This is a genomic window from Pedobacter miscanthi (assembly GCF_032678605.1).
Classification (GTDB): domain Bacteria; phylum Bacteroidota; class Bacteroidia; order Sphingobacteriales; family Sphingobacteriaceae; genus Pedobacter; species Pedobacter miscanthi_A.
This window is the reverse complement of record NZ_JAVTSU010000013.1, coordinates 90,022-116,417: the sequence shown is the minus strand read 5'-3', so window position 1 is coordinate 116,417 and position 26,396 is coordinate 90,022. Positions and strand designations below refer to the sequence as shown.

Sequence of the window (26,396 nt, the reverse complement as noted above, 5' to 3'; positions counted from 1 at the left end):
TCAGGTTATTCAATCGTAATCCATTTATATTCTTCCGGGTTAAGGGTAACTGGTATTGCTATTTCGTATGCCCTGTTTAATGTTAATTGTTGTGATTTTTCATCATTAATCCGAACAGATGCAAACTGTGTGAGGCCTGTATAATACAAAGGAATTTTGATTGTCCTGGTTATTTTTTCTTTTAAAGGATTGAATACCATGGCAAGTCCTTTTTGTTTAAGCGTTGGGTTTACATGTAACCAGCCATCCCAATCTCTTCCATCGGCCCTTCGTAAATGGATCAGGTCGCTATTTAAAATATTGCGGTACTTTTTATACCAATCAATCACTTCTATAACCATTTTTTTGGTTGTTTCGGTGTCGTATAAACGGGGACCGCGGTAACAAGCTTGCACGCCCGCCCCATAATATTGCATCATCAACTGTTTATAATCAGTAAGGTGTTCTGATAAAGGTTCGAGTATAGCTTCCGGGCCACCGCCCTGATATTTAGTTAAAGGCACAAAACCCCAGCTCATTGAGGGTGTTTTTTCCCAGTTACCGTCAAAAATATTCTGCCTGTTTAAAATTTTTTGCTGCTCACGTGGTAAGGAGAAATTCACTTCTCTGTAACCTATCGAAACTTTGTTTGTCCCATCCAGCAGGTACCAATCGGGTGCATTTACATAAATTTCGTTTTCGTTGCACCAGTGGTAAAGTTCTTTTTGGATTTCCATTTGCCGCCATTGCGAATCTTCCTGGTTGCGGTGCCCGGGATGGGAGGTTGATGCACAAATATCGCCAGGATAGGGGCCATCATTTTCCCAAATGGTAAAACCGGTTTTGGTTAAAAAGTATTTGATCTTGTCGCGGTAAGCTAAACCCCATTTGCTACCAAAGCAGGGAGCGTTACCAAAAAATGAACCACCAATTTTACCCGTTTTAGGATTTACCACATCATCTTCTTCGCTGATATGGCGGGAACTAAAAAGTGAATAACTACCAATGGCTATGCCTTTTTTCCGTGCGATATCTGCTATATTTTTCCAATGGCTTATGTTTTTTGCAGAGGTATCTTCCATATTACAGTGACTTCCAAAACTCATAATTAAAGCTTCGTAGCCGGTATTTGCACATTGTGTAATGGCATTAATCACTTCGGCATCATTTTTACTAACCAGATGCATAAAAATAGGATTCTGTGTAGTCCATGGTGCAATAGTACGGTACATTTTCCTGATCATTAAGCCTTTTCTTTCGCGATCGTAAGTATCAATCAGGAGTTCATGCGTGCGGATAGATTTGAAATTTTCTTTGGGGTTTAATAAAATTCCAGCCGCATTTTCAGGATAAATTTCTACTAAAGCCGGGGTTTTATAATCGTAGTTAACCTGCGAAGTATATGTGGTGTCCTTTTTCCAGTGTGTAGTTTGGTCGCTGATTTCATAAGTCATGGAGTTGTTAAAAGCATAATTCGATTCGATGTAAATGCCATGTTGCTTTTTCATCTGCGCTTCAGTACCTACCACAGCGCTTTCTTCTTCAACCACGCCCAGTATTTCATTGATCACCCGGTCTATTTTAACTGCTTTTTCGCTTTTGTTTTGTACACTTAACCATTTAACAATTACAGGTGCATGATTATAAAGTTCGTAGTGTATACTTATCCTGATGCCCTTTAAATCGGGTTGATTACTTTCAAAATTAAACGTGAGCATTTTACCCTTTGCCTGTTGCTTGTTTAAGGTCCAGGTGCTACTTTTCCAGTTGAGGTAAGGCTTTAAACTATCTATTTGGAATGATTTATAAATGAAGTCGGCTTTTACATCAAGCTGATTCGTCCACTGCGTTAGGAAGTATGCATTTTCTTTTTGTCCCGAAAGCCCGCCAACATCATAAATTTTGCCATTTATGGTAATTTTGGCCTCGGGTTTTATTGATCGGATCAACTGCTGGCCATTACTCATGTTTTTGAAATCGATACAGGCTAAACCAGGCGACAGTGTAAATACACGTTTTATCAATCCGTTAAAAAGAACTATTCCCTTTTTATCTGCTGTATAAAAAACCTGCGCCGGATGTTTGTTCTGACTTACAAGCCAATCGGATGTGCTTAAGCTTTCTATATCGGGCGAATAGGCTAAAGGTGTTTCTTGAGCTGTAAGGTCCAAAAAATTAAAAATGAACAGCGCCGTGAGAAATAATCTGACGAATATTATCGATTGCATATATTTAAAATTACAATTGACTTTAATTATTTGAAATCTGTAGCACCAATTTGATAATGCTGGCCAGCTTTAGTTTGTAAGGTAACTTTTTTTCCCTGATAACCGATTGTGCAAAGTCCCCCTTTTTTGGATAAAACGGTGGCAGACTGAAGTTGTCCATTTTGCCATTTCATATCCACATCAAAACCGCCTCTTGCTACTAAACCTTTTATCGATCCATCTTTCCATGCCGCCGGCAAAGCAGGTAATAAGGATATAAAATCTTCATGGCTTTGCATCAACATTTCGGCCATGCCGGCAATTACACCGAAATTTCCATCTATTTGAAAAGGAGGGCAGGCATCGAACAAATTATAATAACTGCCACCGCCCTGATCATATTTCGTATCTGTATCGGCAGTAGGACGCAGTTGTGCATTTAATATTTTAAAAGCCCTGTTTCCGTCGTTTAGCCTTGCCCAAAGTGCAATTTTCCAGGCGTATGTCCATCCCACACCTGCATCACCCCTCATTTCCAACGATTTTTTTACAGCTTCTGCCAGTTGGGGTGTTTTATCTGTCGTGATTTCATTACCTGGGTATAAGGCATATAAATGTGATAAATGACGATGTTGTACTTCCAGTTCTTTAAATTCTTCAGCCCATTCCATCAATCTTCCATCCGAACCTATTTTTGGACGAGCCAGGTTTTGTTTTGCATCACTTATTTTTTTTAGAAAGCCGGTATCAGTGTTTTTTAGAATAGCCGCAGCATTTAAGGTATTGTTAAACAATTCATAAATTACTTCCTGATCATGGGTAGGGCCCATACTGATCTGCACTTTGGCGCCATCCGGGGCCTGGAATGAATTTTCGGGCGATGGAGAAGGACCTGATATGAGTTTACCCGTTTTTGGATCTTTTACCAGCCAATCTAAGTAAAACTTACTTGCTTCTTTAAGGATCGGAAATACCTTTACTAAATAATTTTTGTCTTTGGTGAAGGCATAATGTTCCCATAAGTGCTGACAGATCCACCCGCCGCCGCCTATGTGCATGCCCCAGCTTGGGTGTTCTCCGGGAGAGGTATAACCCCAAACATTTGTAATGGGATGCAATACCCAGCCATTCATTTGGTATTGTATTTTGGCTGTACGTTTTCCTGGCTCTAATAACGATGATACCAGGTTAACCAACTGATCATGACATTCGGAAAGATTAGTCACTTCTGCAGGCCAATAATTCATCTGTACATTAATATCGGTATGGTAATCACCATTCCAAGGTGTTTGGATCTGGTTGGCCCAGATACCTTGTAAGTTTGCAGGCAAGCTTCCATTACGGGATGATGATAATAAAAGGTAACGGCCAAATTGATAATACAGGCCATATAAGGCCGATTCATTTTGGGTCTGAACATTTCTGGCCATTAACTCGTTTGTGGGCAGGTTATTGGTACTGTTATTTAATTGTAATGCAGATCTTTTCATGAAGGATGAAAAATCGGCTACATGCCTTTTACGCAATAAATCATAATTTTTGGCCTTTGCATTTTTAGTTACAGCATTTAATTCGCTTTCAAAATTTGCATTGGTATAATCAGGATAGTGTAAACGGTAGTTTGTAGCTGCCGTTAATATAATGGTAACCGAAGTTGCCCTTGAAATTTTTAATGCATGGCCATTAACTTTAATTGTTCCGCCGTTAAGCTGTGGAGTGGCATACGTTTTATAATGCATCCCATCGCCATTTTTACCATTGTTTAAAATACCACTCATTACCAAGCGGTCATTTTCTGCAAGGGTTTTAAATCTTTCCGGCCTATCCAGTGATAGAGAAAAAGATAAAGAATTTGGTTTATCCGCAGTTAATCTAATTACTAATGCGCGGTCGGGGAAGCTGGAAAAAACCTCTCTTTTGTATTTTATGCCATCTTGCTCATAACTGGTTAAGGCTATTCCTGTATTCAGGTCGAGTTCGCGATAGTAGTTTTTAAAAGTAGATTTTTTGCCAAAATCCAGGCGTAAATCACCTAAAGTTTGGTAACAGCCAAAGGGCACTGTAGCCCCATTACCTTGCCCGCTACCTTTACCTTTACAAATTTGGGTTTTATTGGTTAATTCGGCTGCTTCCTTATATTTTCCTTTAAAAAGAAGATTTCGTATTTCAGGGATATATTTAGCCGCTTCGGGGTTGTCGCTGTCTTGCTGGCTTCCGCTCCACAAAGATTTTTCGTTAAGCTGTATCCGTTCCTGGTTCACATCACCAAATACCATGGCACCTAAAAAACCGTTGCCAACAGGAAGTGCTTTTAGCCATTCCGGATCACTTTTCCATCCATTAGTATTGTCTTTGATACTGGCGCTTGCAGGAGTAGAAAACCAGATTTTGTCATTGTGGTTCGACTGCGACCAGACTTTTGCCGCGGCACAGGTTAATATAAAAAATAATAAGATAACTGTTTTCTTCATTATTGTTAAGATTGAGATGAGGTATTCGTTAACGGATATTAGTTATGGTGAAAAACTTCCTCCATGCTACTTCAGGTTTCGCCTTTTGCTGCGGCATTGGGCAAGGGAATTTGCATAGGTGCTGTTTCTTTCCACCAACGCTGTGTGGTTTTGTCGGCAGCCATTTTCTTCATGTCGGAGGCAAAATCGCTTCCAGTATATTCAAAGTAGCTGAAAAGGTATGTTTTTCCCTCTATTTCTTTTAAATATATTGAATAGTTTTTGATGTTACATTCGCTGATTTTCTTAAGTACGCCGGGCCACGCCGCAGCATGTAATTTTTTATAGTCAGCAATTTTTTCGGGTTTTAAACCTGTTATTGATCCATAACGTTTTATATGCTGAACGGTATCTGGCTGATTTGATCCGGAAAGGTTTGTTTTGCTTGTTGAGTTACACGCGAAGAGGAATAATAATGGAATGAATACTGAACAATAGAATGTTTTTGGGTTTTTCATACTGTTATTATTTACAACTATTTTATAATTTGAATATCTTCTGCATTCCCGTTTAACTCTAAAACGATGACGTAATTTAATTTTGCAAGCTCACTGGCAGGAAGTTGTATCGCAATATCATCGAGCTGCGTAATATTGATTGATTGTCCGTTTAAGAGATATACTTTTTTTACCTTTCTATTTGTAATGGTTTTTAAGTTTAGTTTATTCAAGTCGGTATTGAGCACGTGTAGGTAGATTTTATTGCCTTTCCGGGTTGTTGCATAATCATTATTAGGTTGGTAAGGCCCACCTAATGTGCCATAAATGGCTTCTCCGTTAATTTTTAACCAATCCCCGATTTCTTTTAAACGCTTAACCTGTCGGGCTTCGATCCTACCATCAGGCATTGGGCCAACATTTAATAAAAGATTACCATTACCACCTGCTGTTTTCGAAATAATGTCGAGACATTGCTTTAAGGTTTTCATTTTATCGTTTGGTTTCCATGCCCATTGGTTGCAAATGGTGAAACAGCTTTCCCAAGGGGTGGTCATATTGAGTTTACCAACAACTTGTTCAGGCGTGTCGTAATCGCCTACCATTTTAGAAGTATCAATATTTTTATTTTCCATGGCTGCAAACTCTTTTCCAAGCCTGTTATTGATAATTACATCTGGTTTTAATTTTTTGAGATAAGCATATAAATCTTTTCCCATTTCATCTGTCCATGGTTTTTCCCATTGTCCGTCAAACCAGAGCATATAAGGATCGTATTTGGTAATCAGTTCTTTTAACTCATTTTTCATATAGGCCCGATAACGGCCCATGTCTGATTTTGGATCGATATTTTGATTTTTCGGCGAATGGATCGGATAATCGGGATGGTGCCAGTCCAATACCGAGTAATAGATGCAAAATTTAATTCCCTGCTTTTTACAGGCTTCATTTAATGCACCAACAATATCCTTTTTGTAGGGCGTATGCGCAATATCGTAATCTGTGTAAGCACTTGGCCATAAACAGAAACCATCATGATGGCGGGCAGTAATGGTGAGGTATTTCATACCCGCATCTTTTGCTGTTTTTACAATGGCGTCGGCATCAAAAAGAAGAGGATCAAATTCCTTATATAAATTGTCATAATCTTCTATCGCTACCTGGTCGCCACGGCTCCAGCCAATTTCCGTACCCCGCAAACTTACCGGGCCCCAATGGATAAACATACCGAAACGTTTATCCATAAAATCGTTTATGGGTAATGATTTACTGTTTTTGGTTTGTGCACCAACAGCGAAAAATGCTATCCATGCAATAAGAAACAAGAAACTTTTTTTCATATCGATTTTATTTAAAATAAACATATAAAACAGCCATAATTAACAGTAAAAGTGCTGATAGTGCTTTGTAATTGCCAATACCATTCCAGCCCTTGCTTTTTAGCGGTTCCCATACCGATTTCCAGTAAAGCACTTCGCTTTGTGCAGTATGTTTTACCGGGTAGAGATAAGAAAATAATACCTGAACAAACACACACGCACAAAAAAGATAAAATGCCATCATCATAAATGGAATTTCACCGATGAAAGTTTCGGTACCGTATAACTTGTTAACGATAAATACGCCTACGCCTAAAATTGAACCGATGAGGAGCGTATATTGTGCGCTTTTTGCCGATGCTTTTTTCCAGAATACGCCCAATAAAAACACACAGGTAATGGGAGGGGCAATGTGTGCAATTACATCGTTTATGCCCTCGAACAAACTTTGGTAACTGTTTAATAGTGGTAATAAGGCAATGGAAACCAAAAGGGCAATGCCCGCCGACCAACGGCCTACATTTACCAATTGTTTATCGGTAGTTTGTGGTTTAAAGCGTTTATACAAATCGTAACTACTTAACGTTGCAATAGAATTTAGTGCTCCGGCAATCTGGCTCATCAATCCCGATAGGAGTGCGGCCACTAAAATGCCCACCAAACCTTTAGGCAAAAGCTGGGTAATCATTAAAGTATAAATGCCCTTAGTGTTAAGTACCGTTTCGCCTTTAGCGCCAACGGTTTGCAGGCTCGATAAATCCATTGAACCCGATTTATATAAAGCATAGGCAAAAAGGCCGGGAAGAACGAAGATGAAAACAGGCAGGATTTTTATAAAACCGCAAAATAATGCACCAACACGTGCATGGTTCTCATCTTTTGCACCCAATACACGCTGCACAATGGTTTGATCGGCACACCAGTACCAGATCCCCAGAACAGGATAACCCAAAAACACAGCAACCCAGCTCATGCCGCTTTTATCGCCTATGGGCCGCAACATGCTGATCTTATCCATGGCATTTTCTTTTTGCAACAACACCGTCATATGCTCCCAGCCACCAACTTTATTCCAGGCAAATATGGTGATGATGATGGCACCCGTAATGAGTACCAAACTTTGGATGGTTTCGGTAACTACAACCGCTTTTAAGCCACCAATTATGGTGTACAAACCGGTTAGTGTAGCTATAACGATAATGCTGGTGTACATGTTGATGCCAAATAAAGTTTCGAGTACAATGCCTCCTGCTAAAAAGGAAAAGGCAATGTGGATAATAATGGCCGATAGGATAGAAATAAAGGCCAGCCAATCCCTGCAGGCCCGGTTATATCGTCGTTCTAAAAAATCGGGCAGGGTAGAAATGCCAGATCGGATATAAAATGGAATAAACAACAGGGCCAACAGGATAAGGGTAAAGGCTGCCATCCATTCGAAATTGCCGTTTAAAAGGCCGCTATCAAAACCACTTTGTGCCAAACTGACTAAATGCAAACACGAAATATTGGTTGCAAATAAGGCTAAACCAATCATCGGCCACTTCAGGCTTTTGCCTGCCAGAAAATATTCACCACTGGTGGTTTCCTGATCTTTTTTCTTTCTTGTACCCGTCCACAGGCCTATGGTAACAATAAATAAGATGTAGGCTATGGTGATTACAATATCTATGGTACTGATCATATTTGGTTTTTTTTAATAGAATTTTATTTCAGGTCGCAGCTGCTTCCAGCTTCCTGTGGTGTAAGATACACCCCATTTTCAATCTTAATAGGATTTACAAAATGTTGTTTTAAATGGGGGATATGTTCTAAAAATAACGCTTCGTGCCCCATGGCAATGTGGTTAAACAAAACCAGGTGCTGGTGTAACTGCCCCATATCGCCAACGTGTGGTACCACCGGGACCCCAAATTTTTTACACATTAAACTGATGGTGATAAACTCACTAATCCCACCTACGCGTACAGCATCAACCTGGGCGAAACTGGTGCAGCCCGTTTGTAAATAGTTTTTAAAAATTACACGGTTAGGCACATGCTCGCCCAGCGCCAGTTTTACAGGGGCAATGGCTTTTGCAAGCGTTTGATGGGCCAGAACATCATCTGGATGGGTAGGTTCTTCAACCCAGTAAGGATTCATGTTTTTTAATTCGTTGCAGATGGATATGGCCTGGGGTAAAGTCCATTGCTGGTTGGCATCGAGCATTACTTTCGAGTTATCTCCGACAACCTCCCTTACAATATTTGCCCTGCGGATATCGCGTTTCGGATCTGCAGAACCAACTTTTAATTTCATGGCGGTAAAACCGTTGTCGATTGCTTTTTTACAGTTTTCGCGTACTTTTTCGTCATCATAATTAAACCAGCCTACCGAAGTATCGTAACCTGGGTAGCCTGTATCCAATATGCCTTCTCTGGATTTTTTCTGATCAACCTTCGCTTGCAGCATTTCAATGGCTTCTTCTCTGCTGAGCACATCTTCCAGGTAAGATAAATCGAGGGTATTTACTATTTCTTCCGGACTAAGGTTGATGAGTAATTTCCAGAGCGGAACGCCACGTTTTTTTGCCCAAAGATCGTAGCAGGCATTGGTTACCGAGGCTAAGCCCAGATGCACTATACCTTTATGCGGCCCCAACCACCTAAATTGTTGCTCGTTTGATAAGGTTTTAAAGGTTTGTCCGAAATTCCCCATCAATTCCTCTATTTCAATTCCTTTTAAAGTATCGGCATAAAATTTGGCAGCGCTGCAAACCAGCTCATTACCTGCACCTAGGGTAAAAGCCAAACCTGTTCCTGTTTTACCATTTTCGGTAAGTTGTGTTACTGCGTAAGAGTATTGAGGATCTTTGTGGATGGCATCACTTCCGGCACCGGTAGCAAGTTCGAATCTTTTATCGTGTATCTGTATTTTATCAATCATATTGCGTTATATTATAGTTCTGTACCCTAATTCTGCACCACCGCTAACCGGTAAAATGGTTCCGGTAATAAAACGGGCAGCATTGCTTAGCAAGAAAACGCAGGCGTCAGCAATTACATCGCCGGCCGGCATAATGCCCAAAGGCTGCAATTTATTCAGGTATTGTTCAATCTGTTCTTTATTGGCTTGTTCCTGGCTCCAGGCCTGCAGGGTTGGCGTGTTTACGGCTGCGGGCGATACTGCATTAACGCGGATCTTAAATGGGGCGTAATCTAGCGCCATTGCTTTGGTAAGTGCATTTATTGCGCCTTTGGTGGCCACATAAACAGCATGATTATCTTGCCCGATACTGCCCACCATCGAACTGGTATTTAAAATACAACCCTGCGATTTTTTTAAATGTGCTATTCCATAACGGGTGGTATATAAAATGCTTTTTAAATTTACGTTCATCAGTAAATCCCATTCTGCATTGCTGGTTTCATCCAGTGTTTTTGAAGGGTGGGCAATGGCAGCATTGTTATGGATAGCATCTATCCGGCCATATTTTTCGATAATGGTATTAAATGCAGCTGCTACCTCAACTTCGTCGGTTAAATTGCAGGTTAATATTAGTTTTTCTGCTTTTTTAAGTGCTTTAAGCTTGTCTTCATCCAATGGATTTTTATCGATAATGCAAATGGTAGCACCTGCTTTGGTATAAGCTTTTGCACATTCCCATCCAATACCATCGCCACCACCGGTAAGTACGATAATTTTATTTTCGAGCATGCCTCTGTTAATATTTGGTTAATGTTAAACTAAGTTATTGATGAAAATCTAAAACAACTGAGATAGGGTTCGCTAATACTAATGCGATATTAGCTTTTATTGCTATATTGTGATGGTATTAAGGTAATATTGATGTTTTTTATGGTTATTTTAAAAGTTTACATGCTATTATGAAGCCTGTTTTTACTAAAATACTGGATGGTAAAATAAACGGTGTATACGGTTTAAAGGTAGTTGATGCACCATATTTCTCTACCGAGTTTCATTTTCATGAGGAGTGCCAGCTTACCTACACCATCGAAAGCGAGGGCCGGAGGATGATTGGCGACAGCATTGAAGATTTTAATTGCAACGAGCTTATTCTGGTAGGATCTAACCTGCCACATGTTTGGCATAACAGCAATCAATATTTTAGCGATGCAGACCTGAAAGGCCATGCACGGTCGGTTTCTATCTTTATACATCCCGATAAAATTCTTGATCTTTTTAAGGAACCCGACAATGTTCAGCGGATTAAAAATTTTTTCCAACTGGCTAAAAGAGGGATGAAATTTGGTGATGCTGTAAAAATACCATTAAAAGAACTGATGCTTAAAGTGGTATCCCAAACTGATGAAATCGGGCGTTTAATTGGTGTACTTGAAATTTTAAACCTGCTTTGCTCAACCAAAGATTACCAGCTTTTAACCAGTCCGGGTTATACAAACAGTTACCAGTTGAAGGATAACGACAGGATGGATAAAATTTTAAAGTACGTTTTTGATAATTTTAATCAGGAGATTTTGCTTCATGTGGCGGCTGAAATGACAAACATGAATAAACAGGCTTTTTGCCGGTATTTTAAAAATCGTACGCAAAAAACTTTTGTCACTTTTGTAAACGAAGTACGAATTGGGCATGCCTGTAAGTTAATGGCGCAAAGCGATCAACAGATTAGCGAACTGGCCTATTCCTGCGGTTTTAACAACCTTTCCAGCTTTAATAAATTTTTTAAACTGGCTAAGGGAATTACCCCGAAGGAGTATAAGAAGATGTTGGTGGTTGGGTAATGCTTTGACCAGGCTATCAATATCAGACTTCAATAGAAAGGCTCGTCATTGCTCCCGAAAATCGGGACGAGCAGTCGGCTGAAAAAGCCTTCCCTAGCAATGACGATTATTCTATATTTATTGCCGTTAAATGCTATTTTCCTACTTCGTCCTGGCTTCCTCTGCACTTAATAAAGTTTCCAGTTCTTTTATTTTTTCGGGATACTTTAACGCCAGGTTATTTCTCTCTCTCAGGTCGTCGGCTAAATTATATAACTGGGCAACGGGCAGGTTGCCGGTATCGGTATGGGTAAGCTTGTAATATGCTTCTCCTTTTGATGGCCTGATGTATTTCCAGTTATCTTTAACAATGGCCAGCTGGTTGCTTTGTTCGATATAGAAATCACGTCCCTCTTGGTCTTTTCCTGTAAGGGCATTCCATACATTTTTACTGTCGATGGCATTTTTGGTTTCCAGGTTAAAAAAGCTGGCAAATGAAGCAAGAAAATCGATCTGCGATACCAAAGCACCAGAAACACCGGGTTTAATTTTCGATGGCCACGAAACAATAAAAGGTTCGCGGGTGCCACCCTCCAAAATACTGTATTTTCCACCACGCAGCTGGCCTGCAGGTGTATGTCCGTTCAATTTCTCAGCACCCTGGTCCTCATAACCATCCATAATTACCGGACCGTTGTCGCTGCTGAAAATAATCATCGTATTTTTGTCAAGTCCGAGGTATTTCAGTTGTTTTGTGATTTCACCAACCGCCCAATCGAGTTGTAAAATTACATCACCCCGGTAACCCAATTCGCTTTTACCCTTAAACATGGTGGCTGGTAAGCGCGGTACATGAGGTTCGGTTAAAGCATAGTATAGAAAAAACGGTTCTTGTTTATGGTCTTCGATAAAGTTTTTGGCTTTGGTTAAAAAGGTAAAAGGTAATTCCTCATCTGTCCATCGTGCCAGTTTGCCACCTTGCATGTAACCAATTCGGCCTATGCCGTTTACAATGGTCATATTGTGCCCGTGATTAGCTTCTGCCGGCATTTTTAACAATTCGGGATGCTCTTTCCCGGTTGGATCAGTACCTACCTGGTTTTTATAATCAACCTTAATTGGATCATTTGCATCTAAGCCTACTACCAGTTGGTTTTCCATAAAAACGGTCGGCACCCTGTCGGCAGTTGCCGGAAAAATAAACGAATAATCAAAACCTACTTCTTTCGGCCCTGGTTTTACTTCCTTGTTCCAGTCTTTTTCTACCGCAGTACCTAAACCTAAATGCCATTTGCCTACTAAGCCGGTTTTATAACCTGCCTGCTGAAAAATTGAAGGGAGTGAGGAATTATCCGTTGGTACTATCAAAGCCGCATCGCCGGGTAAAACACCAGTTCCTTTTTTGCGCCAGGCATACCTGCCCGTCATTAACGAATAACGCGAAGGGGTACAGGTTGATGCAGTAGCGTGACCATTGGTAAACCTTAGTCCCTGTTTAGCCAATGCATCAATATTTGGGGTTTTTATTTTTGTGGCGCCATAACAGCTGAGGTCGCCATAGCCTAAATCGTCGGCATAAATGATAATGACATTGGGTTTCTTTTGGGCAGATGCATAAAAGTTAAAACTGGCCAGGCATACAGCAATGGATAGTAGAAATTTGTGGTTCATGGTTAGAAAATTGTTGAAGTTTTAAAACGACCTTAATCATCCTCGTTTGTAGCGAGCGTGGATTTGTAAGATTCACATTTTTAATGTGATTTTTGTATTAAGTGATACAATCGCTTTTCTCGATTGCTCACAAAAAAAAGGCCAAACATTAATGCCTGGCCTTGATATGTTAAATATTAATCTTCTGCTAAAAATGGGTAGCGGTAATCAGTTGGAGGATTAAAAGTTTCTTTAATGGTACGTGGAGAAACCCAACGCAATAAATTTATCATTGCACCGGCTTTATCGTTTGTACCCGATCCTCTTGCACCACCAAATGGTTGTTGTCCTACTACAGCACCAGTACATTTATCGTTAATGTAAAAGTTACCGGCAGAGTTGCGCAAAGCGTAACTGGCTTTTTCAATCGCATATCTATCCTGCGATAAAATAGCCCCTGTTAATGCATAAGGAGAAGTAGTGTCGATTATTTCTAAAATCTGGTCAAAATCTTTATCTGCATATACGTAAACGCTTAAAACCGGACCAAATAGTTCTTCGCACATGGTTGTATATTTCGGATCATCAACCACTAAAATAGTTGGCTCAATAAAATATCCTTTGGTTTTATCGTAGTTACCACCGGCAATTACTTCTACACCTTTATCTTTTTTAGCCTGATCAATGTATTTAGCCAGTTTATCGAAAGAGCGCTCATCAATTACAGCATTAATGAAATTGCTGAAATCTTCTGTTCCGCCCATTTTAAATGAAGCCAGATCTCTGATTATTAATTTCTTAATTTCAGGCCAAATGCTTGCTGGAATATAGGTACGACTGGCAGCAGAACATTTTTGTCCCTGATACTCAAAAGCACCCCTTACAATAGCCGTAGCAGAAGCTGCAACATCAGCACTTGGGTGAACGAGGATAAAATCTTTACCACCGGTTTCACCTACAATACGAGGATATGACCTGTACTTGTGGATATTTGTTCCAATTGTTTTCCAGATTTCCTGAAAAACTTTGGTAGAACCGGTAAAGTGGATACCAGCAAAATCGGCATGATTAAAAATCACATCACCAACCTCTGGACCATCTGCAAAAATAAGGTTAATTACACCATCAGGTAGGCCTGCTTCGCGGAAAACCTGCATAATTACATTGGCTGCATATACCTGGGTATCGGCGGGTTTCCAAACTACAACATTACCCATCATCGCTACAGAAGCCGGTAAATTACCCGCAATTGCTGTAAAGTTGAAAGGTGTTAAAGCAAATATAAAACCCTCTAAAGGACGTTGTTCGGTTCTGTTCCACATGCCATTTGGCGATACTGGTGGTTGCTGACCATAAATATCCTGCATATAACTTACGTTAAAACGTAAGAAATCAATTAACTCGCAAGCAGAATCAATTTCTGCCTGATAAGCATTTTTACTTTGGCCAAGCATGGTTGCCGCATTAATTTGATAGCGGTATTTTGTAGCAATCAAATCTGCAGCTTTCATAAAAATGGCAGCCCTGTGTTCCCAGGCTAAAGCTTCCCAATCAGCTTTTGCAGCTAAAGCGGCATCTATGGCCTGTTTTACATGATCTTTATCGCCATAGCTAAATGTTGCCAGTACGTGTTGATGATCGTGAGGAGCTACTACTTTCTTTTTATTTTCAGTATGTATTTCTTTTCCGCCAATAAACATTGGAATATCCAACTGTTTAGAACGCGCCTCAGCAATGGCCTCTTTTAAAAGCGAACGTTCTTTTGTGCCTGGCGCATAGCTATTAATGGGCTCGTTAACCGGGGTAGGTACGTTAAAAAATCCTTTAAGCATATTTTATTTTTTATGATTTTGCCAAAGATAAGGCTTTTTGAGCTAGGCAATTCTATAATTCTGTAAAGAAAATAGGGCAAACGTTTGTGTATGCAACTGAACCATGGAAGAGATAATTTTAAAGAATTTGTGGTTAAAATCTGGTTATTCCGGATTGTAGTATTAAACAATTATAGCGATATTGGCAGTAACGCTTTTTCATATCAATTACCAATGAGATTTATATACCTGTTAATCACTTTTCTATTGTTTGCCAATACATCTTTTGGTCAGATAGATGACCATGATATGCTGATCAAGAAATTGGATACAATACGTGCGCTGGATCAGCTTTACAGAGGCCGACTTAATGATATCAGGAGCCACTTTGCTGGTGATAGCACTAAATTAAAAGATACGCTGCAGAAACAATTTAAGCTGATGAATAAAACAGACTCCTTAAATTTAATCACAGTATCTGCAATTATTAATCAATATGGCTGGTTAAGTGCCGAGGAAATAGGGGAAGATGCCAATTCGACATTATTTTTAGTTATTCAACATGCAGATTTGAAAACGCAGGAAAAATACCTGCCCATTATGCGGATTGCTGCAAAAAACAAAAAACTGAAAGCTTCAAGCCTTGCATTGCTCGAAGACAGGATTGCAATGTTTCAGGGCAGGAAACAGATTTATGGAAGTCAGGTAGCATGGAACATGCAGACTAATAAATATACCATCATGCCAATGATTGATCCTGATCATATTGATACCAGGCGGGCCGATATAGGGTTGGGTTCTTATGCGGCTTACCTGATCGATTTGGGGATTACATGGGATGTTGAGCAATATAAAAAAGACTTACCTGCGACTGAAAAATGGCATAATAAGATAATGAGCAGAAATAAGGTTAAAAATTAAAAGTACCAATATCTGTTTAATCTGCGTTTCTTATCCTTTTAGATCTGCAGGCGAATTATTGAGCTGTTGTATTTCCCGCAGATTGCGCAGAAAAATGCCGCAGATTTAAGGGCAATTTTTAGCAGGGAGTTTAATAAACCAAAGCCAGGTACCGCCCATGGTGGCTTACACAACCCGGGTTGGTGATTTTATAATCGAAAAGGTGATTTGGCGATTCATAAATAGCAACCTCGATTTTCTCTAGCCTGTTATAACTCGGCGAGGCAATGGTATGCACAAATGTTGTTTGCAGATCACTTTTAGTGAAATAGGCATCGTTATTAACGTTTACCACGCCATAAGTATTCGAACGGATGCTGCATTTTAAACTTTTGGGTGCAAAACTCCTTATACCGGTTTTACGGTTGTGGATTTTATAGGCAGATTCTTTCATGCTCCACAGCAACCATATCATCAAATCAGGATTTTCTGCACAAGTGATGAGCAACTGCTCTTCGGTAGTGAAAATTTTATCGAGGTAATTTTTACGGCGCCAGTTGCTTTGAATTTTGGCAAGATCTAAATCAACTATATCATTGCCCATCACGCGCTTCTAATTTTTGGGCTATAATTTCGGTTGTGGCTTTTACGTTGAGCATTTTGGCCATCGAATCGTTATCTATTTCGATGTTGAATTTCTCTTCAATATCTAAGATAATATCAACCAGGTTGGCCGAATTTATTTTTAAATCGTTAATAAAATCGGTTTTTTCGTCGATATGGGCCAAAGCGGTTGTTTCTTCGCTGTAAGGCTGAACGATTGTTTTTAAAGCTTCAATGATTTGTTCTTTATTCATAGGTGTATTTTTTAAAGATCACGCAGGCATTTATATCGCCAAATCCAAAGCTGGCTTTCGCTAAGATATTAATTGGCTGTTGAATTAAAGTTTGAGGAATGCTTTTTTCAGGGATTAATGCCTTAATTTCTTCACTCAGATCTTCACAATTGATATTCGGAAAAATAAATCCTTCCGAAAGTTCGAGTATCGAAGCCACACATTCTATACTTCCTGAGGCGGCAATGCAATGCCCGATCATGCCTTTTAACGAATTAATATAAGGGAAATTATCCGCAGGTAATTGGAGTGCCTCTTTCCAGTTTTGTATTTCGAGTGCATCTTTGGTAGTAGCGGTAAGGTGACCATTAATTACATCGATTTCGGAAGCTTTTATGCCTGCATTTTTTAAGGCTGCTTTTATACAACGCTGAACAGCAATAGGGTTGGGAGCTGTCATGGTGCCTAAACCCCGCTGCCCGCCGGAATTGATATTACCACCAATCACTTCTCCATAAATTTTGGCCTTTCTGGCGCGGGCGCTTTCCAACGATTCTAATACCAGCGCACCGGCGCCGCTCCCAGGTACAAAACCACTGGCGGTTGCACTCATGGGCCGGCTGCCTTTTTCGGGTTCGTGGTTATGTTTAAAGGTGCACACTTTCATGGCATCAAAACCACCCCAGATATAAGGACCGCTATCGCTCGTACTGCCAGCCAGCATTTTTGTTGCCTGGCCGGTTTTAATCCTTTCGTAAGCCAGTAAAATACTTTCGGCACCGGTTGCACAGGCAGATGAATTGGTACTTACCTGATTACCTAAGCCAAGTTTACCGCTGATAAAAGCACTCACTCCACTGGCCATCGTTTGTATTACTATGGAGCTACCAAGTTTTCTGATCTCGAGATCGTCAATTTTGTTGATGGCCCACCTGAATTTATCGATTCCTGAAGTTCCTGTGCCGAAAACAGTTCCACTCTCCCAATCCGGTTCGTCATTGTTTTCAATGGTCAAACCTGCATCTTTCCAGGCATCTAAGCCTGCAATTACCCCATAAACAATGCCCGAACTGTTTAAATTACGGAGTTCGAGTGGCGTAAAATACTGGCTGACCCGTTCTTCGCTCAGTTCAGGTTTTCCGGCAATCTGGCAGGAGAAATTTAAAGCTTCCAGATCAGGCTGATGGCGGATACCTGAGATTCCTTTTTTAATTGCCTCCGAAAATTGCGTAAGGGTGCTGCCATTGGGGGCACATATACCTAAACCTGTAATCACCACCCGGTTATCCATTATCTTTTGAAATTAACATGCCCGAAATATTTCCTTTACATACTACTTCCCCTTCAGTATTTTCCATTTTTACTTTGCAGTTCAGTTTATTAAACCTGAAATAGACCTTCTCACTGGTTACCGTCACTTTTTCTCCAGGATAAACCGGCTTTAAAAAATCGATCGCGTTTGATGTCATAGCAATTGATACATCTTGATCAATATCTCTCAACAGGTAAATGCCCAAACATACCAACCCGATCTGCGCCATAGTTTCGGTGAGGATTACCGCTGGGGTGACCGGATGGTTTTTGAAATGACCTTCGTAAAAGGATAGGTCTTTATGATAAGTAAAATTTCCTTTTGCGCCATTTTCATCAACATCTAATAACTCATCAACAAATAGAAAAGATTTGCCATACGGGAGTTGAGCTAATATTTCTTGCGGAGTCATATTGATTGAATGAGAGAATAATTAAGTTGTTGAATGATTGAGTATTACCATTGTAAAAGTATCCTTTGTGCTGAAAAACCAGGGCCAAAGCTCAACATCAGTCCCTTTTCTCCTTTTGCCGGCTTTTTATCAATTATTCGTTCTAGAACATATAAAACAGTTGCGCTACTCATGTTTCCGTAAAGTCTTAAAACTTCTTTTGTTTCATCTATGTTTTTGCCGAGTTGTCCAAATAATTCTTCTACAATCTGGATGATTTTTTTTCCGCCAGGATGAAAAATTAAGTGGTCTATATCCTTAATTTCGAGTTGGTTTTTAGCCAGAAAAGGGTGAATAATATCAGGGAAATGACTGGCAATGGTTTCCGGGACTTCTACATCCAGTACCATTTGCAAACCGGTATTGGTGAGTTGAAAACCCATCATCTTTTCAGCATCATAAAAATGGTACATTTCTTCAGCTAAAATTTCTGGTCCGTGGTCATCCTCATGCGAACTTAACAGTACACAGGCTGCCCCATCGCCAAATATGGCGGCACTTACAATGTTGGCCATCGAAAAATCATTAAGCTGGAAAGTGGCTGTTGGCGATTCTACCGCAACAACTGCTGCGCGTTTGCCGGGATTGGCTCTTAAGAAATTCTTGGCATAAATCATGCCCGATACCCCGGCTGCACAGCCCATTTCTGTTACCGGCAACCGAACAATATTCTGACGCAATTTTAATAAATTAATTAGATAGGCATCCAAAGAAGGAATCATAATGCCAGTACAGCTCACCGTAATGATGTAATCTAAATCCTGGGCCTGCCAGCCAGCCTTTTCGAGTGCCGAACTTAAACATTTAGCACCTAATTTAATCCCTTCCCTTGCATAGATGTTGTTCCGTTCTTCGAAACTTAAATCGCTAAAAACTTCTTCGGGCGACATGATCGAATAGCGTTTATCAACCGCTGCACCTTCGAAAATCTTTTTTACCTTTCTGATAAAACGTTCATCCTGATCTTTTAACCATACATCGAGGAAGGGTAAAATTTCATCGGTTGATCTCCAGAATTCGGGCAATGCTTTGCTTACTGCTTTTACGATTACGCTCATATTGTTTTAATTATCCATTGGTAGCGGAAAGCCCATTTCCATTTTATCGAACCCGATTTCAGGTTTAATTGTTTGCTGTATTTAACCAGGTCTGCTTTTTTAAATCCACGGAGGATAGAGACCAGGCCATCTTCGCGCGACATATCGTTTAAGCGGAATATGTAACATAAAGCCTGAAAAAGGCGATAGGCCATGGCGCTCCGTTGCAGATCATTAATTACTATACCCAATTTTGCCGATCTTTTAAAATTTTCAAGCAGCTCAATAATTTCTTCATCCTTAAAATGGTGTAAGGTTAAGGTGCAGAGCATAATATCGCAGGGTTTCTCCTGGCTCAAATCATCAAAAATATCGCTGCAATCGTAACTGATATTGGGATAATTTTCAGATAAACTTTTTGCGTGGTCGATGGTGAACCTATTGGCATCAATTCCTTTCAACATAAAATTTAAGCCCTTGCTTTTGGCATAATCGGCTAAAGTGCGTAACATATCGCCGTTTCCACAGCCGATATCAGTAATACGTATCAATTCATGCTTTGGTTTGCTGTCGATTAAGCTTTTAATGCCATCCAATGTAACTTTATTGCCACCAAGGAGTTGGTTAATGCTGGCAATTTTATCCAGTGCATCGCGTAATATTTCACCTTCCATTGCAAAATCGTCCATCATTTCAGGTGCGGTGCTTCTATATGTGGTATCTACTGCCATTTATTGAGGGATGGTAATGGGTTTTCCGTGGGTTTGTTTAATGATTTGGTTGAGCAGAAATGGCATTTTATTTAAGGCATTCATGGCAAAACTTTCGAGTTTATTATTTTTGAGCAAGGCAGCTAAAAGCCTTCCCATTTTTAAGCGGGTTTTAAATTCGCGGTTCCATGCTGTGGTATAATGTTGCTCTAAAACTGATCTGGAGGTGATTTTACCTTTTATTACCTGTTCTAATAATGTTGAAACAATTTTTGCACTGTGAATGGCCATGGCCATACCGTTTCCACATAACGGATGGATTAATCCGGCAGTATCGCCGATCATTAAAATATGCTGGTCAACCGGTTCTTTTGCCTCAAAAGAAATCTGACTGATGGTTAACGGTGTTTCGAATAAACTTTCGGCATTTTCGAAAATGTTTTTCAGGTGGATGTTTTTATAGAGGATGTTTTCCTGATAGCTCAGCATATTCTTATGTTTTTTAAAACTTTCATAATTGGCGAGGTAACAAATATTTAAACGGTCGTTCTCTACTTTAGAAACGCCGCAATAACCTCCTTCGAAATTATGTAGACTAACCACATGATTAGGGTAATCGGCTTGATAGTGTGCTTTTACTGCTAAATAAGGTGATTGTTTATGGATGAATTTTCGGTTGAGTTTTACATCAATGGCCGATCTTTTTCCATAAGCCCCGATTACGTAAGGTGCAGCATAAGTGCTGTTTGCAGTGGCTACTGTAAATTGATCGTTGGCAAAATTGATTTGTAGCACGCGCTCATGTATAACCCTGATATTTCTTTTGATGAGTTCGGTGTAAAGGTAATGATCAATGGTATAACGGCTTAAGCCAAAACCGCCAAGTGGGAGTTTCGTTTGCATACTTTTGTCCGAAAGCGAGGTGAAAAGCAGGTCGCTGATGAACGTGGGTTCCAGATTTTCGATTGATAAACCAAGCCACTCAAAATAGGGGAGTACTTCATTAGAAATATATTCGCCACAAACTTTATGATGGGGGTAAGCATCTTTCTCGATCAATATTACAGTTAAGCCCAGTTTATTCAGATGCAATGCTGCCGTTAACCCGGCCAATCCACCACCAATAATTAAAATTTCTGTTTCGGAATGCATACGATGAGATGGAACGCTAATATAACGTTTTAAAAGTCTGTTTGTTCAGCACATTCGTCTTTAACCACAGAGATCACCGGGAGAAAAAGCACCAAAGGCACAGAGCTGGGTGTATAGATAGCGTTTTGGTGCTGTGAGGTGTTACCATCTGACAATAATAATATTTGTTTTTGGCCACTTTAATTGGGTTTGTAAACCTTTGATAGTAGCAGTGTTAGTTTTGATTAAACGGGATTGAAGCGGTATACTTTTGTTTCCTTGAAAACAAAAGATGTAGCGGAAAGCCCGACTGACATTAATTATATCTAGAGATACTGCTTTTCAAATAATCTTTATAATTCTATCGTTTGCACTGTTTTCCAAACGCGTGCATCAATAGCTTATCGATTTCATCGTTAGAAAACGATAAACTATTCAACGCTCGTTAGAAACGAGCGTTAGCCTTTGGTTTGACGCTTGCACTGGTTTCCAAATGCGTGCATTAATAGCTTAACGATTTCATCGTTAGAAAACGATAAACTATTCAACGCTCGTTAGAAACGAGCGTTAGCCTTTGGTTTGACGCTTGCACTCGTTTCCAAATACGTGCATTAATAGCTTGACGATTTCATCGTTATAAACGATATATTATTCAACGCTCGTTCTAACGAGCGTTGGCTATCTATCGCTCCGTTCTTCCATATTCAAATCCGTATCAAACGGACTTTTTGTAAATGGATAAATAGACTGTTTAACAAATCCTTTCGGATAAGCAGCTTCATGCACACCCGTACCGGCGGGCCATTCTTTACCCGGTAAATAATAAGTGCCGAATATCATATCAATAAAAGGAAATATAGAGGCAAAATTATGGCCGTAATATTTAGGGTCTTCGCAATGGTGCCAATGGTGGTATTGAGGTGTAGTGAAAATATACTTCAACGGACCAAAGTTAATGCGCGTATTGGCGTGGATCAGTACAGCATGTATAGCAATGAAAATAATGTAGACGTTAAAAACCGTAGACGAAAAACCCAGAACATAAAGTGGGATAAACGTCATCGCACGGGTAAAAAAGATATCAATAAAGTGGGTACGGCTTCCAGCCAACCAATCCATATTTTGCGTAGAATGGTGTATCGAATGGAAACGCCAAAGTGATACCCTGGTATGGAAGAAACGGTGCGCCCAGTATTGAAATAAATCGGTGCTGAAGAATGCCAAAAACAAGGCCACTAAAAATGGTAAACCCTGTACCCAGGCATGTACCTTATCCAATCCCATCCAACCAAAAAATAATACCGCTGGTTTTTGGGTAATAATACCGAAAAACTGAATAAAAAGATGACTGATTACAAAATAGGTTAAATCTGTACGCCACTCCTCATGGAATTTGGTTTGCTCATTATTTTTAGGGAAGAATAATTCCAAAGGAACAAAAATGGCAACCATTAAAAGTAGATCCAAAATCATCCAATCCAGTCCAAAATGCCAGCCAGATTTGGCCACATCTCTACCCTCTACACTCAACGCGCCTAATATTACCGCCAATGCACCCAATGCAAAACCCGGCCATGCCCATTTAATTTTTTTACTCAGAATTAAACTCAGCAATGAAAAAAAGAAACAGCCAATAACACCGCCAAGCATTAAAGCTTCCATGCTCTCTTTGGTATATATTTCGCGGAATTCAGGTGTAGTCAATTTTTCCGGATAATGGAAACAAAGAATTCCTAAAAGCGCTAATACCGCTAAAAAAATAGAAATATACCCACTGATTTGGCCCTGGCCAACAACTAATCTTTTACTAGGAGACATTAAAATTATGTTTTGATAGATAACAATTATAATAAAAAAAATTGGTTCAGGTGTTTATTAGTTGATGCTTCATAGTCAGGTAGTTCATAGTTTGATTAACTTCAGACTAAAAAAATGGTTCATTGGTTGAGAGACTTCGAACTCCAGACTCCCGACTTCGGACTAAATTACCATTATCAAAAAAGAATATTTAAATTACAGCTCATTAACCAAATTTTAATAAATAACGCCTCAAATCTATGCCGCATCATTCAAAAATAATATTGCCACTCATAATATGCTGTTTTTTCTTTTTTTCTGAAGGATGGGCACAAAAAAATATTAAAGGTCGTGTTATTAATGCTGCCAATAAAGGTATCGCATCCGTTTCGATTTACCATAGTGATAAGCTGATTGCAATATGCGATGCTGAAGGGAGTTTTGCTTTTAAAATAGATTCATTAAATAAAGAACAGTCGCTTTTTTTTAGCGCTGTAGGTTACGAAAGCCGCTCAATTAAAATTGATGAACAGACCGATCTCACCGTTAAATTAAAAGATAAATATGAGACATTAGATGATGTACAGATTTATGCTTCTAATTTTGTTTCAGCCCTGGTAAAAAATGCACTGGCACATCTTGCCGATACGGGTGTAGTAAGTAAAAAGCTACTCTGCAGGCAGTACGTGGTTAGGAAAGGCAAATACAATACCTATGCCGAAGGAATATTTAACCTGCACACCGACGAATACAAAAACGATATCAAATTGCAATTGGAGGGGATAAGAAGGCTTAAGGATCTGAAGAATGCAGGAAGCGTTAAGATCAATTATGCCATTGATTTAAGGGTCGAACTCAAATATTATTTTGTAGGTAACCTGAATGATAATATGCTTAGTGAAGATAATGATTATGAGATTGAAGGGCAGGTTGATTACGAGGGTACAAAATGTTATAAAATTTATTTTAACAAGACGAGAAATGTATTATACAGGAACAAAAACGGATGGATTTATATCTCTGTAGATAAACACCTTCTTAAAGGGATGGAAAGTAATATTGCCACAGTAACAAAAAAAATGATCTGGATAAATAAGCAAAATTATACCATTCAAAATGGTTTGTCGCACCTTTCTTCTACTTCAATGAAGTGTAATGTAGTGGCCGGATTATTTTCCGAAGGTGAGCCTTCGGTAGAAATGGACCTGCTTTTTCTCGAAAATATCGATCCAAATCAAAAAAACAACAACAGTTTCTCCACCTTAAAACTCAGACAGGATTTTTACCAATACCCCAAAAAAAATGATGTCGGACTATGGAGTGAAATTTATCAAAAACATCATCTAACAATTCCTGCAGTAATTATAGAAACTTATAAATCAGACAAAGATATTTTGGAACAATTTTAAGTTTTGTTAGTTCATTGGTTGATTCGTCAATAGTTAATTGGTAACTGTCAACCGCCAACTGGTTAATCGGTTAACTGACTTTGAAAGTGATTTTATCAACCATATTTAAAGATCCTTCATTGCATTTAGGATGACAGATTATAGATAAATCGACTGCGGACTAAGAATTGGTTCATTGCCAACCATCAACTGAAAACTGAATATTGATTAATCTTCCAAACTCCAAACGCTCAACTCCAAACTATTTCCTGCACTTAAGGGTTGCTTTATCAGGCTTGTGCTATGCAATGCCATTCTTTTTTAAATTATCAGTATTTTTGAAACCACGATATGTTACTAAACTACCTGCGTCTTTTACTGCTCCCTTTCTCATTAATTTACGGAATTGCCATTACGCTCCGTAAAAAGCTATACGATTGGGGGCTTATGCGATCTGTAAAGTTCGATCTGCCAGTAATCTGTGTAGGTAATCTTGCCGTGGGTGGATCAGGTAAAACGCCCACCGTCGAATATCTGGTGAGGTTATTGGACGATTACAAAATTGCCATTTTGAGTAGGGGATATGGCCGGAAAACAAAAGGATTTATCCTGGCCGATGCCACTGCCACCGCCGAAACCATTGGCGATGAACCTTTACAATACCATCAGAAATTTACCGGCATAACCGTTGCCGTTTGCGAAGACCGCGTAAAAGGTATTGAGCAGTTAAAAGAAAATCACGATTTAATTATCCTCGATGATGCCTTTCAGCACCGTGCAGTACGGGCAGGCTTTAACATCTTGCTGTTCGAATTTAGAAAATTGGGTACCTTACAGTTTTTATTGCCGGCTGGTAATTTGAGGGATGTTTTTGCTTCGCGTAAACGTGCAGATGTATTATTGGTAACCAAATCGCCAGTTCCTTTGTTGCAGGTGGCCCAACAAGCCTCCGTAAACGAACTGCAACCCAATGCCGGTCAGCCTGTACTACATTCCTACCTTAAATATGGTGATCTTGTTCATTTATATGGCAAAGAAAGTCGTACACTGGAATCTGTTAAAGATTTTGAAATTTTTCTGTTAACTGGTATCGCCAATCCGCAACCTTTAATAGAAGAACTCGGAAAATATTCTAAAACCATAAAACACGAAGATTTTCCTGATCATTATGCCTTTAAAGAAGCCGATATCAGGAAGTTTAAAAGCACTTTTTTAGCCGGAATTAAAAAAGAAAAAATCATCATCACAACAGAAAAGGATAGCAAGCGTTTAAGAGCTACCGGATTTGAAGATTTACTGGTAGATTTACCTGTATATTATTTACCCATAGAGGTTGAATTATTTGAACAAGATAAGATTACCTTTGACGAACTCATTTTAGACTATGTTAAGAGCAATAGAAGAAACCGTTGAATATATAAAACGTAAAACAGAAAATTTTAAGCCAGAAATAGGCATTATTTTAGGTACTGGTTTGGGTGGCCTGGTAAAAGAAATCGAAGTTGAACATCAATTGATGTATTCTAATATTCCCAATTTCCCCATTTCTACTTTAGAATTTCATAGCGGTAAACTCATTTTTGGTACGCTGAACGGGAAAAAAATTATTGCCATGCAGGGTCGTTTGCATTATTACGAAGGGTACAGCATGCAACAAATCACCTTTCCGGTGAGGGTAATGAAAGGTTTAGGTATCGAAAACCTTATCGTATCCAATGCCGCAGGCTCATTAAACCCCGAATTTAAAAAAGGTGATTTAATGATTATCGAAGATCACATCAACCTACAGCCTGATAATCCATTACGCGGTATCATCGAAAGCGAATTGGGTCCGCGTTTTCCGGATATGAGCCAGCCATACAAACGCGATATCATTGCCAAAGCCTTAGAAATTGCTAAAGATGTTGATATTAAATGCCATAAAGGGGTTTATGTTGCCGTTTCTGGTCCGAATTTAGAAACCAAAGCAGAATATAAATACTTACGTTTAATTGGTGCCGATGCAGTAGGTATGAGTACCGTACCTGAAGTAATTGTAGCCAATCATGCAGGCTTACCTGTTTTTGCCATTTCTGTACTTACTGATGAGGGTTTTCCTGAAGACCTGAAGCCTTTTAATTTAGATGAAATTTTAGCCGCTGCTGCCAAGGCCGAGCCAAAAATGACAGAAATTTTAACCCGCTTAATCTCTGGATTGTAA

At 39.5% G+C, this 26,396-nt stretch carries 22 protein-coding genes; 5 read left to right on the top strand and 17 right to left on the bottom strand.

Going from position 1 to position 26,396, the window contains the following annotated elements; genetic code table 11:
* Nucleotides 1–5: 5 nt before the first annotated feature.
* The 7 genes from R2R28_RS19410 to R2R28_RS19380 form a co-directional block, all read right to left on the bottom strand.
* Nucleotides 6–2,150, bottom strand: a complete 2,145-nt coding sequence (locus tag R2R28_RS19410; protein WP_316827338.1) for an alpha-galactosidase — start codon at nucleotides 2,148–2,150, stop codon at nucleotides 6–8.
* Nucleotides 2,151–2,233: 83 nt separating this feature from the next.
* Nucleotides 2,234–4,657, bottom strand: coding sequence for a glycoside hydrolase family 95 protein (locus R2R28_RS19405; protein ID WP_316827337.1), 2,424 nt, complete (start codon nucleotides 4,655–4,657; stop codon nucleotides 2,234–2,236).
* Nucleotides 4,658–4,728: 71 nt separating this feature from the next.
* Nucleotides 4,729–5,154 (bottom strand): L-rhamnose mutarotase, encoded by a 426-nt coding sequence (locus R2R28_RS19400; RefSeq protein ID WP_316827336.1) that lies wholly within the window; start codon nucleotides 5,152–5,154, stop codon nucleotides 4,729–4,731.
* A 17-nt stretch (nucleotides 5,155–5,171) separates the two neighbouring features.
* Complete coding sequence (locus tag R2R28_RS19395) at nucleotides 5,172–6,473, bottom strand: alpha-L-fucosidase (RefSeq protein WP_316827335.1); 1,302 nt, start codon at nucleotides 6,471–6,473, stop codon at nucleotides 5,172–5,174.
* 7 nt (nucleotides 6,474–6,480) lie between these two features.
* Nucleotides 6,481–8,133, bottom strand: coding sequence for a sodium:solute symporter (locus R2R28_RS19390; RefSeq protein WP_316827334.1), 1,653 nt, complete (start codon nucleotides 8,131–8,133; stop codon nucleotides 6,481–6,483).
* Between the two features lie 23 nt (nucleotides 8,134–8,156).
* Nucleotides 8,157–9,374, bottom strand: a complete 1,218-nt coding sequence (locus R2R28_RS19385; RefSeq protein ID WP_316827333.1) for an enolase C-terminal domain-like protein — start codon at nucleotides 9,372–9,374, stop codon at nucleotides 8,157–8,159.
* 6 nt (nucleotides 9,375–9,380) lie between these two features.
* Nucleotides 9,381–10,145 (bottom strand): SDR family oxidoreductase, encoded by a 765-nt coding sequence (locus R2R28_RS19380; RefSeq protein WP_316827332.1) that lies wholly within the window; start codon nucleotides 10,143–10,145, stop codon nucleotides 9,381–9,383.
* Nucleotides 10,146–10,315: 170 nt separating this feature from the next.
* Here R2R28_RS19380 and R2R28_RS19375 point away from each other — a divergent pair, with 170 nt between their 5' ends.
* Nucleotides 10,316–11,194: an AraC family transcriptional regulator gene (locus tag R2R28_RS19375; protein WP_316827331.1), complete on the top strand. Its 879-nt coding sequence runs from the start codon at nucleotides 10,316–10,318 to the stop codon at nucleotides 11,192–11,194.
* Nucleotides 11,195–11,335: 141 nt separating this feature from the next.
* On the opposite strand, the gene R2R28_RS19370 is transcribed toward R2R28_RS19375, so the two are convergent.
* Both R2R28_RS19370 and pruA read right to left on the bottom strand, forming a co-directional pair.
* Nucleotides 11,336–12,844, bottom strand: a complete 1,509-nt coding sequence (locus R2R28_RS19370; protein ID WP_316827330.1) for an arylsulfatase — start codon at nucleotides 12,842–12,844, stop codon at nucleotides 11,336–11,338.
* Between the two features lie 176 nt (nucleotides 12,845–13,020).
* Nucleotides 13,021–14,655 (bottom strand): L-glutamate gamma-semialdehyde dehydrogenase, encoded by a 1,635-nt coding sequence (gene pruA / locus R2R28_RS19365; RefSeq protein ID WP_316827329.1) that lies wholly within the window; start codon nucleotides 14,653–14,655, stop codon nucleotides 13,021–13,023.
* A 90-nt stretch (nucleotides 14,656–14,745) separates the two neighbouring features.
* Here pruA and R2R28_RS19360 point away from each other — a divergent pair, with 90 nt between their 5' ends.
* Nucleotides 14,746–15,555, top strand: coding sequence for a DUF6624 domain-containing protein (locus R2R28_RS19360; protein ID WP_316827328.1), 810 nt, complete (start codon nucleotides 14,746–14,748; stop codon nucleotides 15,553–15,555).
* Nucleotides 15,556–15,685: 130 nt separating this feature from the next.
* On the opposite strand, the gene R2R28_RS19355 is transcribed toward R2R28_RS19360, so the two are convergent.
* The 8 genes from R2R28_RS19355 to R2R28_RS19320 form a co-directional block, all read right to left on the bottom strand.
* Complete coding sequence (locus R2R28_RS19355; protein ID WP_316827327.1) at nucleotides 15,686–16,138, bottom strand: 4'-phosphopantetheinyl transferase superfamily protein; 453 nt, start codon at nucleotides 16,136–16,138, stop codon at nucleotides 15,686–15,688.
* Nucleotides 16,128–16,391, bottom strand: a complete 264-nt coding sequence (locus R2R28_RS19350) for an acyl carrier protein (RefSeq protein ID WP_316827326.1) — start codon at nucleotides 16,389–16,391, stop codon at nucleotides 16,128–16,130. The genes R2R28_RS19355 and R2R28_RS19350 overlap by 11 nt, the downstream gene beginning before the upstream one ends.
* Complete coding sequence (locus R2R28_RS19345) at nucleotides 16,384–17,661, bottom strand: beta-ketoacyl-[acyl-carrier-protein] synthase family protein (RefSeq protein ID WP_316827325.1); 1,278 nt, start codon at nucleotides 17,659–17,661, stop codon at nucleotides 16,384–16,386. Before R2R28_RS19345 ends, R2R28_RS19350 begins: the two co-directional genes overlap by 8 nt.
* A complete protein-coding gene (locus R2R28_RS19340) occupies nucleotides 17,654–18,094 on the bottom strand; it encodes a 3-hydroxyacyl-ACP dehydratase FabZ family protein (protein ID WP_316827324.1) in 441 nt (146 codons plus the stop codon). Before R2R28_RS19340 ends, R2R28_RS19345 begins: the two co-directional genes overlap by 8 nt.
* A 44-nt stretch (nucleotides 18,095–18,138) precedes the next feature.
* Entirely contained in the window at nucleotides 18,139–19,191 is a 1,053-nt protein-coding gene (locus tag R2R28_RS19335; RefSeq protein WP_316827323.1) for a type III polyketide synthase, read from the bottom strand.
* Nucleotides 19,188–19,901 (bottom strand): methyltransferase domain-containing protein, encoded by a 714-nt coding sequence (locus tag R2R28_RS19330; RefSeq protein WP_316827322.1) that lies wholly within the window; start codon nucleotides 19,899–19,901, stop codon nucleotides 19,188–19,190. Before R2R28_RS19330 ends, R2R28_RS19335 begins: the two co-directional genes overlap by 4 nt.
* Nucleotides 19,902–21,032: an NAD(P)/FAD-dependent oxidoreductase gene (locus R2R28_RS19325; protein WP_316827321.1), complete on the bottom strand. Its 1,131-nt coding sequence runs from the start codon at nucleotides 21,030–21,032 to the stop codon at nucleotides 19,902–19,904.
* Nucleotides 21,033–21,689: 657 nt separating this feature from the next.
* Entirely contained in the window at nucleotides 21,690–22,829 is a 1,140-nt protein-coding gene (locus R2R28_RS19320; protein WP_316827320.1) for a sterol desaturase family protein, read from the bottom strand.
* Nucleotides 22,830–23,092: 263 nt separating this feature from the next.
* On the opposite strand from R2R28_RS19320, the gene R2R28_RS19315 reads away from it, so the two are divergent.
* From R2R28_RS19315 to R2R28_RS19305, 3 genes are all read left to right on the top strand, one after another.
* Complete coding sequence (locus R2R28_RS19315; RefSeq protein WP_316827319.1) at nucleotides 23,093–24,217, top strand: carboxypeptidase-like regulatory domain-containing protein; 1,125 nt, start codon at nucleotides 23,093–23,095, stop codon at nucleotides 24,215–24,217.
* A 330-nt stretch (nucleotides 24,218–24,547) separates the two neighbouring features.
* Complete coding sequence (lpxK, locus tag R2R28_RS19310) at nucleotides 24,548–25,609, top strand: tetraacyldisaccharide 4'-kinase (RefSeq protein WP_316827318.1); 1,062 nt, start codon at nucleotides 24,548–24,550, stop codon at nucleotides 25,607–25,609.
* Entirely contained in the window at nucleotides 25,581–26,396 is an 816-nt protein-coding gene (locus R2R28_RS19305) for a purine-nucleoside phosphorylase (RefSeq protein ID WP_316827317.1), read from the top strand. Before lpxK ends, R2R28_RS19305 begins: the two co-directional genes overlap by 29 nt.

Bases quoted from the DNA above. Each gene is read 5' to 3' on its own strand.
- R2R28_RS19350 (WP_316827326.1), bottom strand. From the start codon at position 16,391: ATGAATAAAGAACAAATCATTGAAGCTTTAAAAACAATCGTTCAGCCT.
- lpxK (WP_316827318.1), top strand. From the start codon at position 24,548: ATGTTACTAAACTACCTGCGTCTTTTACTGCTCCCTTTCTCATTAATT.
- R2R28_RS19370 (WP_316827330.1), bottom strand. From the start codon at position 12,844: ATGAACCACAAATTTCTACTATCCATTGCTGTATGCCTGGCCAGTTTT.
- R2R28_RS19325 (WP_316827321.1), bottom strand. From the start codon at position 21,032: ATGCATTCCGAAACAGAAATTTTAATTATTGGTGGTGGATTGGCCGGG.
- R2R28_RS19355 (WP_316827327.1), bottom strand. From the start codon at position 16,138: ATGGGCAATGATATAGTTGATTTAGATCTTGCCAAAATTCAAAGCAAC.
- R2R28_RS19335 (WP_316827323.1), bottom strand. From the start codon at position 19,191: ATGAGCGTAATCGTAAAAGCAGTAAGCAAAGCATTGCCCGAATTCTGG.
- R2R28_RS19305 (WP_316827317.1), top strand. From the start codon at position 25,581: ATGTTAAGAGCAATAGAAGAAACCGTTGAATATATAAAACGTAAAACA.
- R2R28_RS19360 (WP_316827328.1), top strand. From the start codon at position 14,746: ATGCAACTGAACCATGGAAGAGATAATTTTAAAGAATTTGTGGTTAAA.
- pruA (WP_316827329.1), bottom strand. From the start codon at position 14,655: ATGCTTAAAGGATTTTTTAACGTACCTACCCCGGTTAACGAGCCCATT.
- R2R28_RS19395 (WP_316827335.1), bottom strand. From the start codon at position 6,473: ATGAAAAAAAGTTTCTTGTTTCTTATTGCATGGATAGCATTTTTCGCT.
- R2R28_RS19345 (WP_316827325.1), bottom strand. From the start codon at position 17,661: ATGGATAACCGGGTGGTGATTACAGGTTTAGGTATATGTGCCCCCAAT.
- R2R28_RS19340 (WP_316827324.1), bottom strand. From the start codon at position 18,094: ATGACTCCGCAAGAAATATTAGCTCAACTCCCGTATGGCAAATCTTTT.
- R2R28_RS19400 (WP_316827336.1), bottom strand. From the start codon at position 5,154: ATGAAAAACCCAAAAACATTCTATTGTTCAGTATTCATTCCATTATTA.
- R2R28_RS19405 (WP_316827337.1), bottom strand. From the start codon at position 4,657: ATGAAGAAAACAGTTATCTTATTATTTTTTATATTAACCTGTGCCGCG.
- R2R28_RS19330 (WP_316827322.1), bottom strand. From the start codon at position 19,901: ATGGCAGTAGATACCACATATAGAAGCACCGCACCTGAAATGATGGAC.
- R2R28_RS19390 (WP_316827334.1), bottom strand. From the start codon at position 8,133: ATGATCAGTACCATAGATATTGTAATCACCATAGCCTACATCTTATTT.
- R2R28_RS19375 (WP_316827331.1), top strand. From the start codon at position 10,316: ATGAAGCCTGTTTTTACTAAAATACTGGATGGTAAAATAAACGGTGTA.
- R2R28_RS19320 (WP_316827320.1), bottom strand. From the start codon at position 22,829: ATGTCTCCTAGTAAAAGATTAGTTGTTGGCCAGGGCCAAATCAGTGGG.
- R2R28_RS19385 (WP_316827333.1), bottom strand. From the start codon at position 9,374: ATGATTGATAAAATACAGATACACGATAAAAGATTCGAACTTGCTACC.
- R2R28_RS19380 (WP_316827332.1), bottom strand. From the start codon at position 10,145: ATGCTCGAAAATAAAATTATCGTACTTACCGGTGGTGGCGATGGTATT.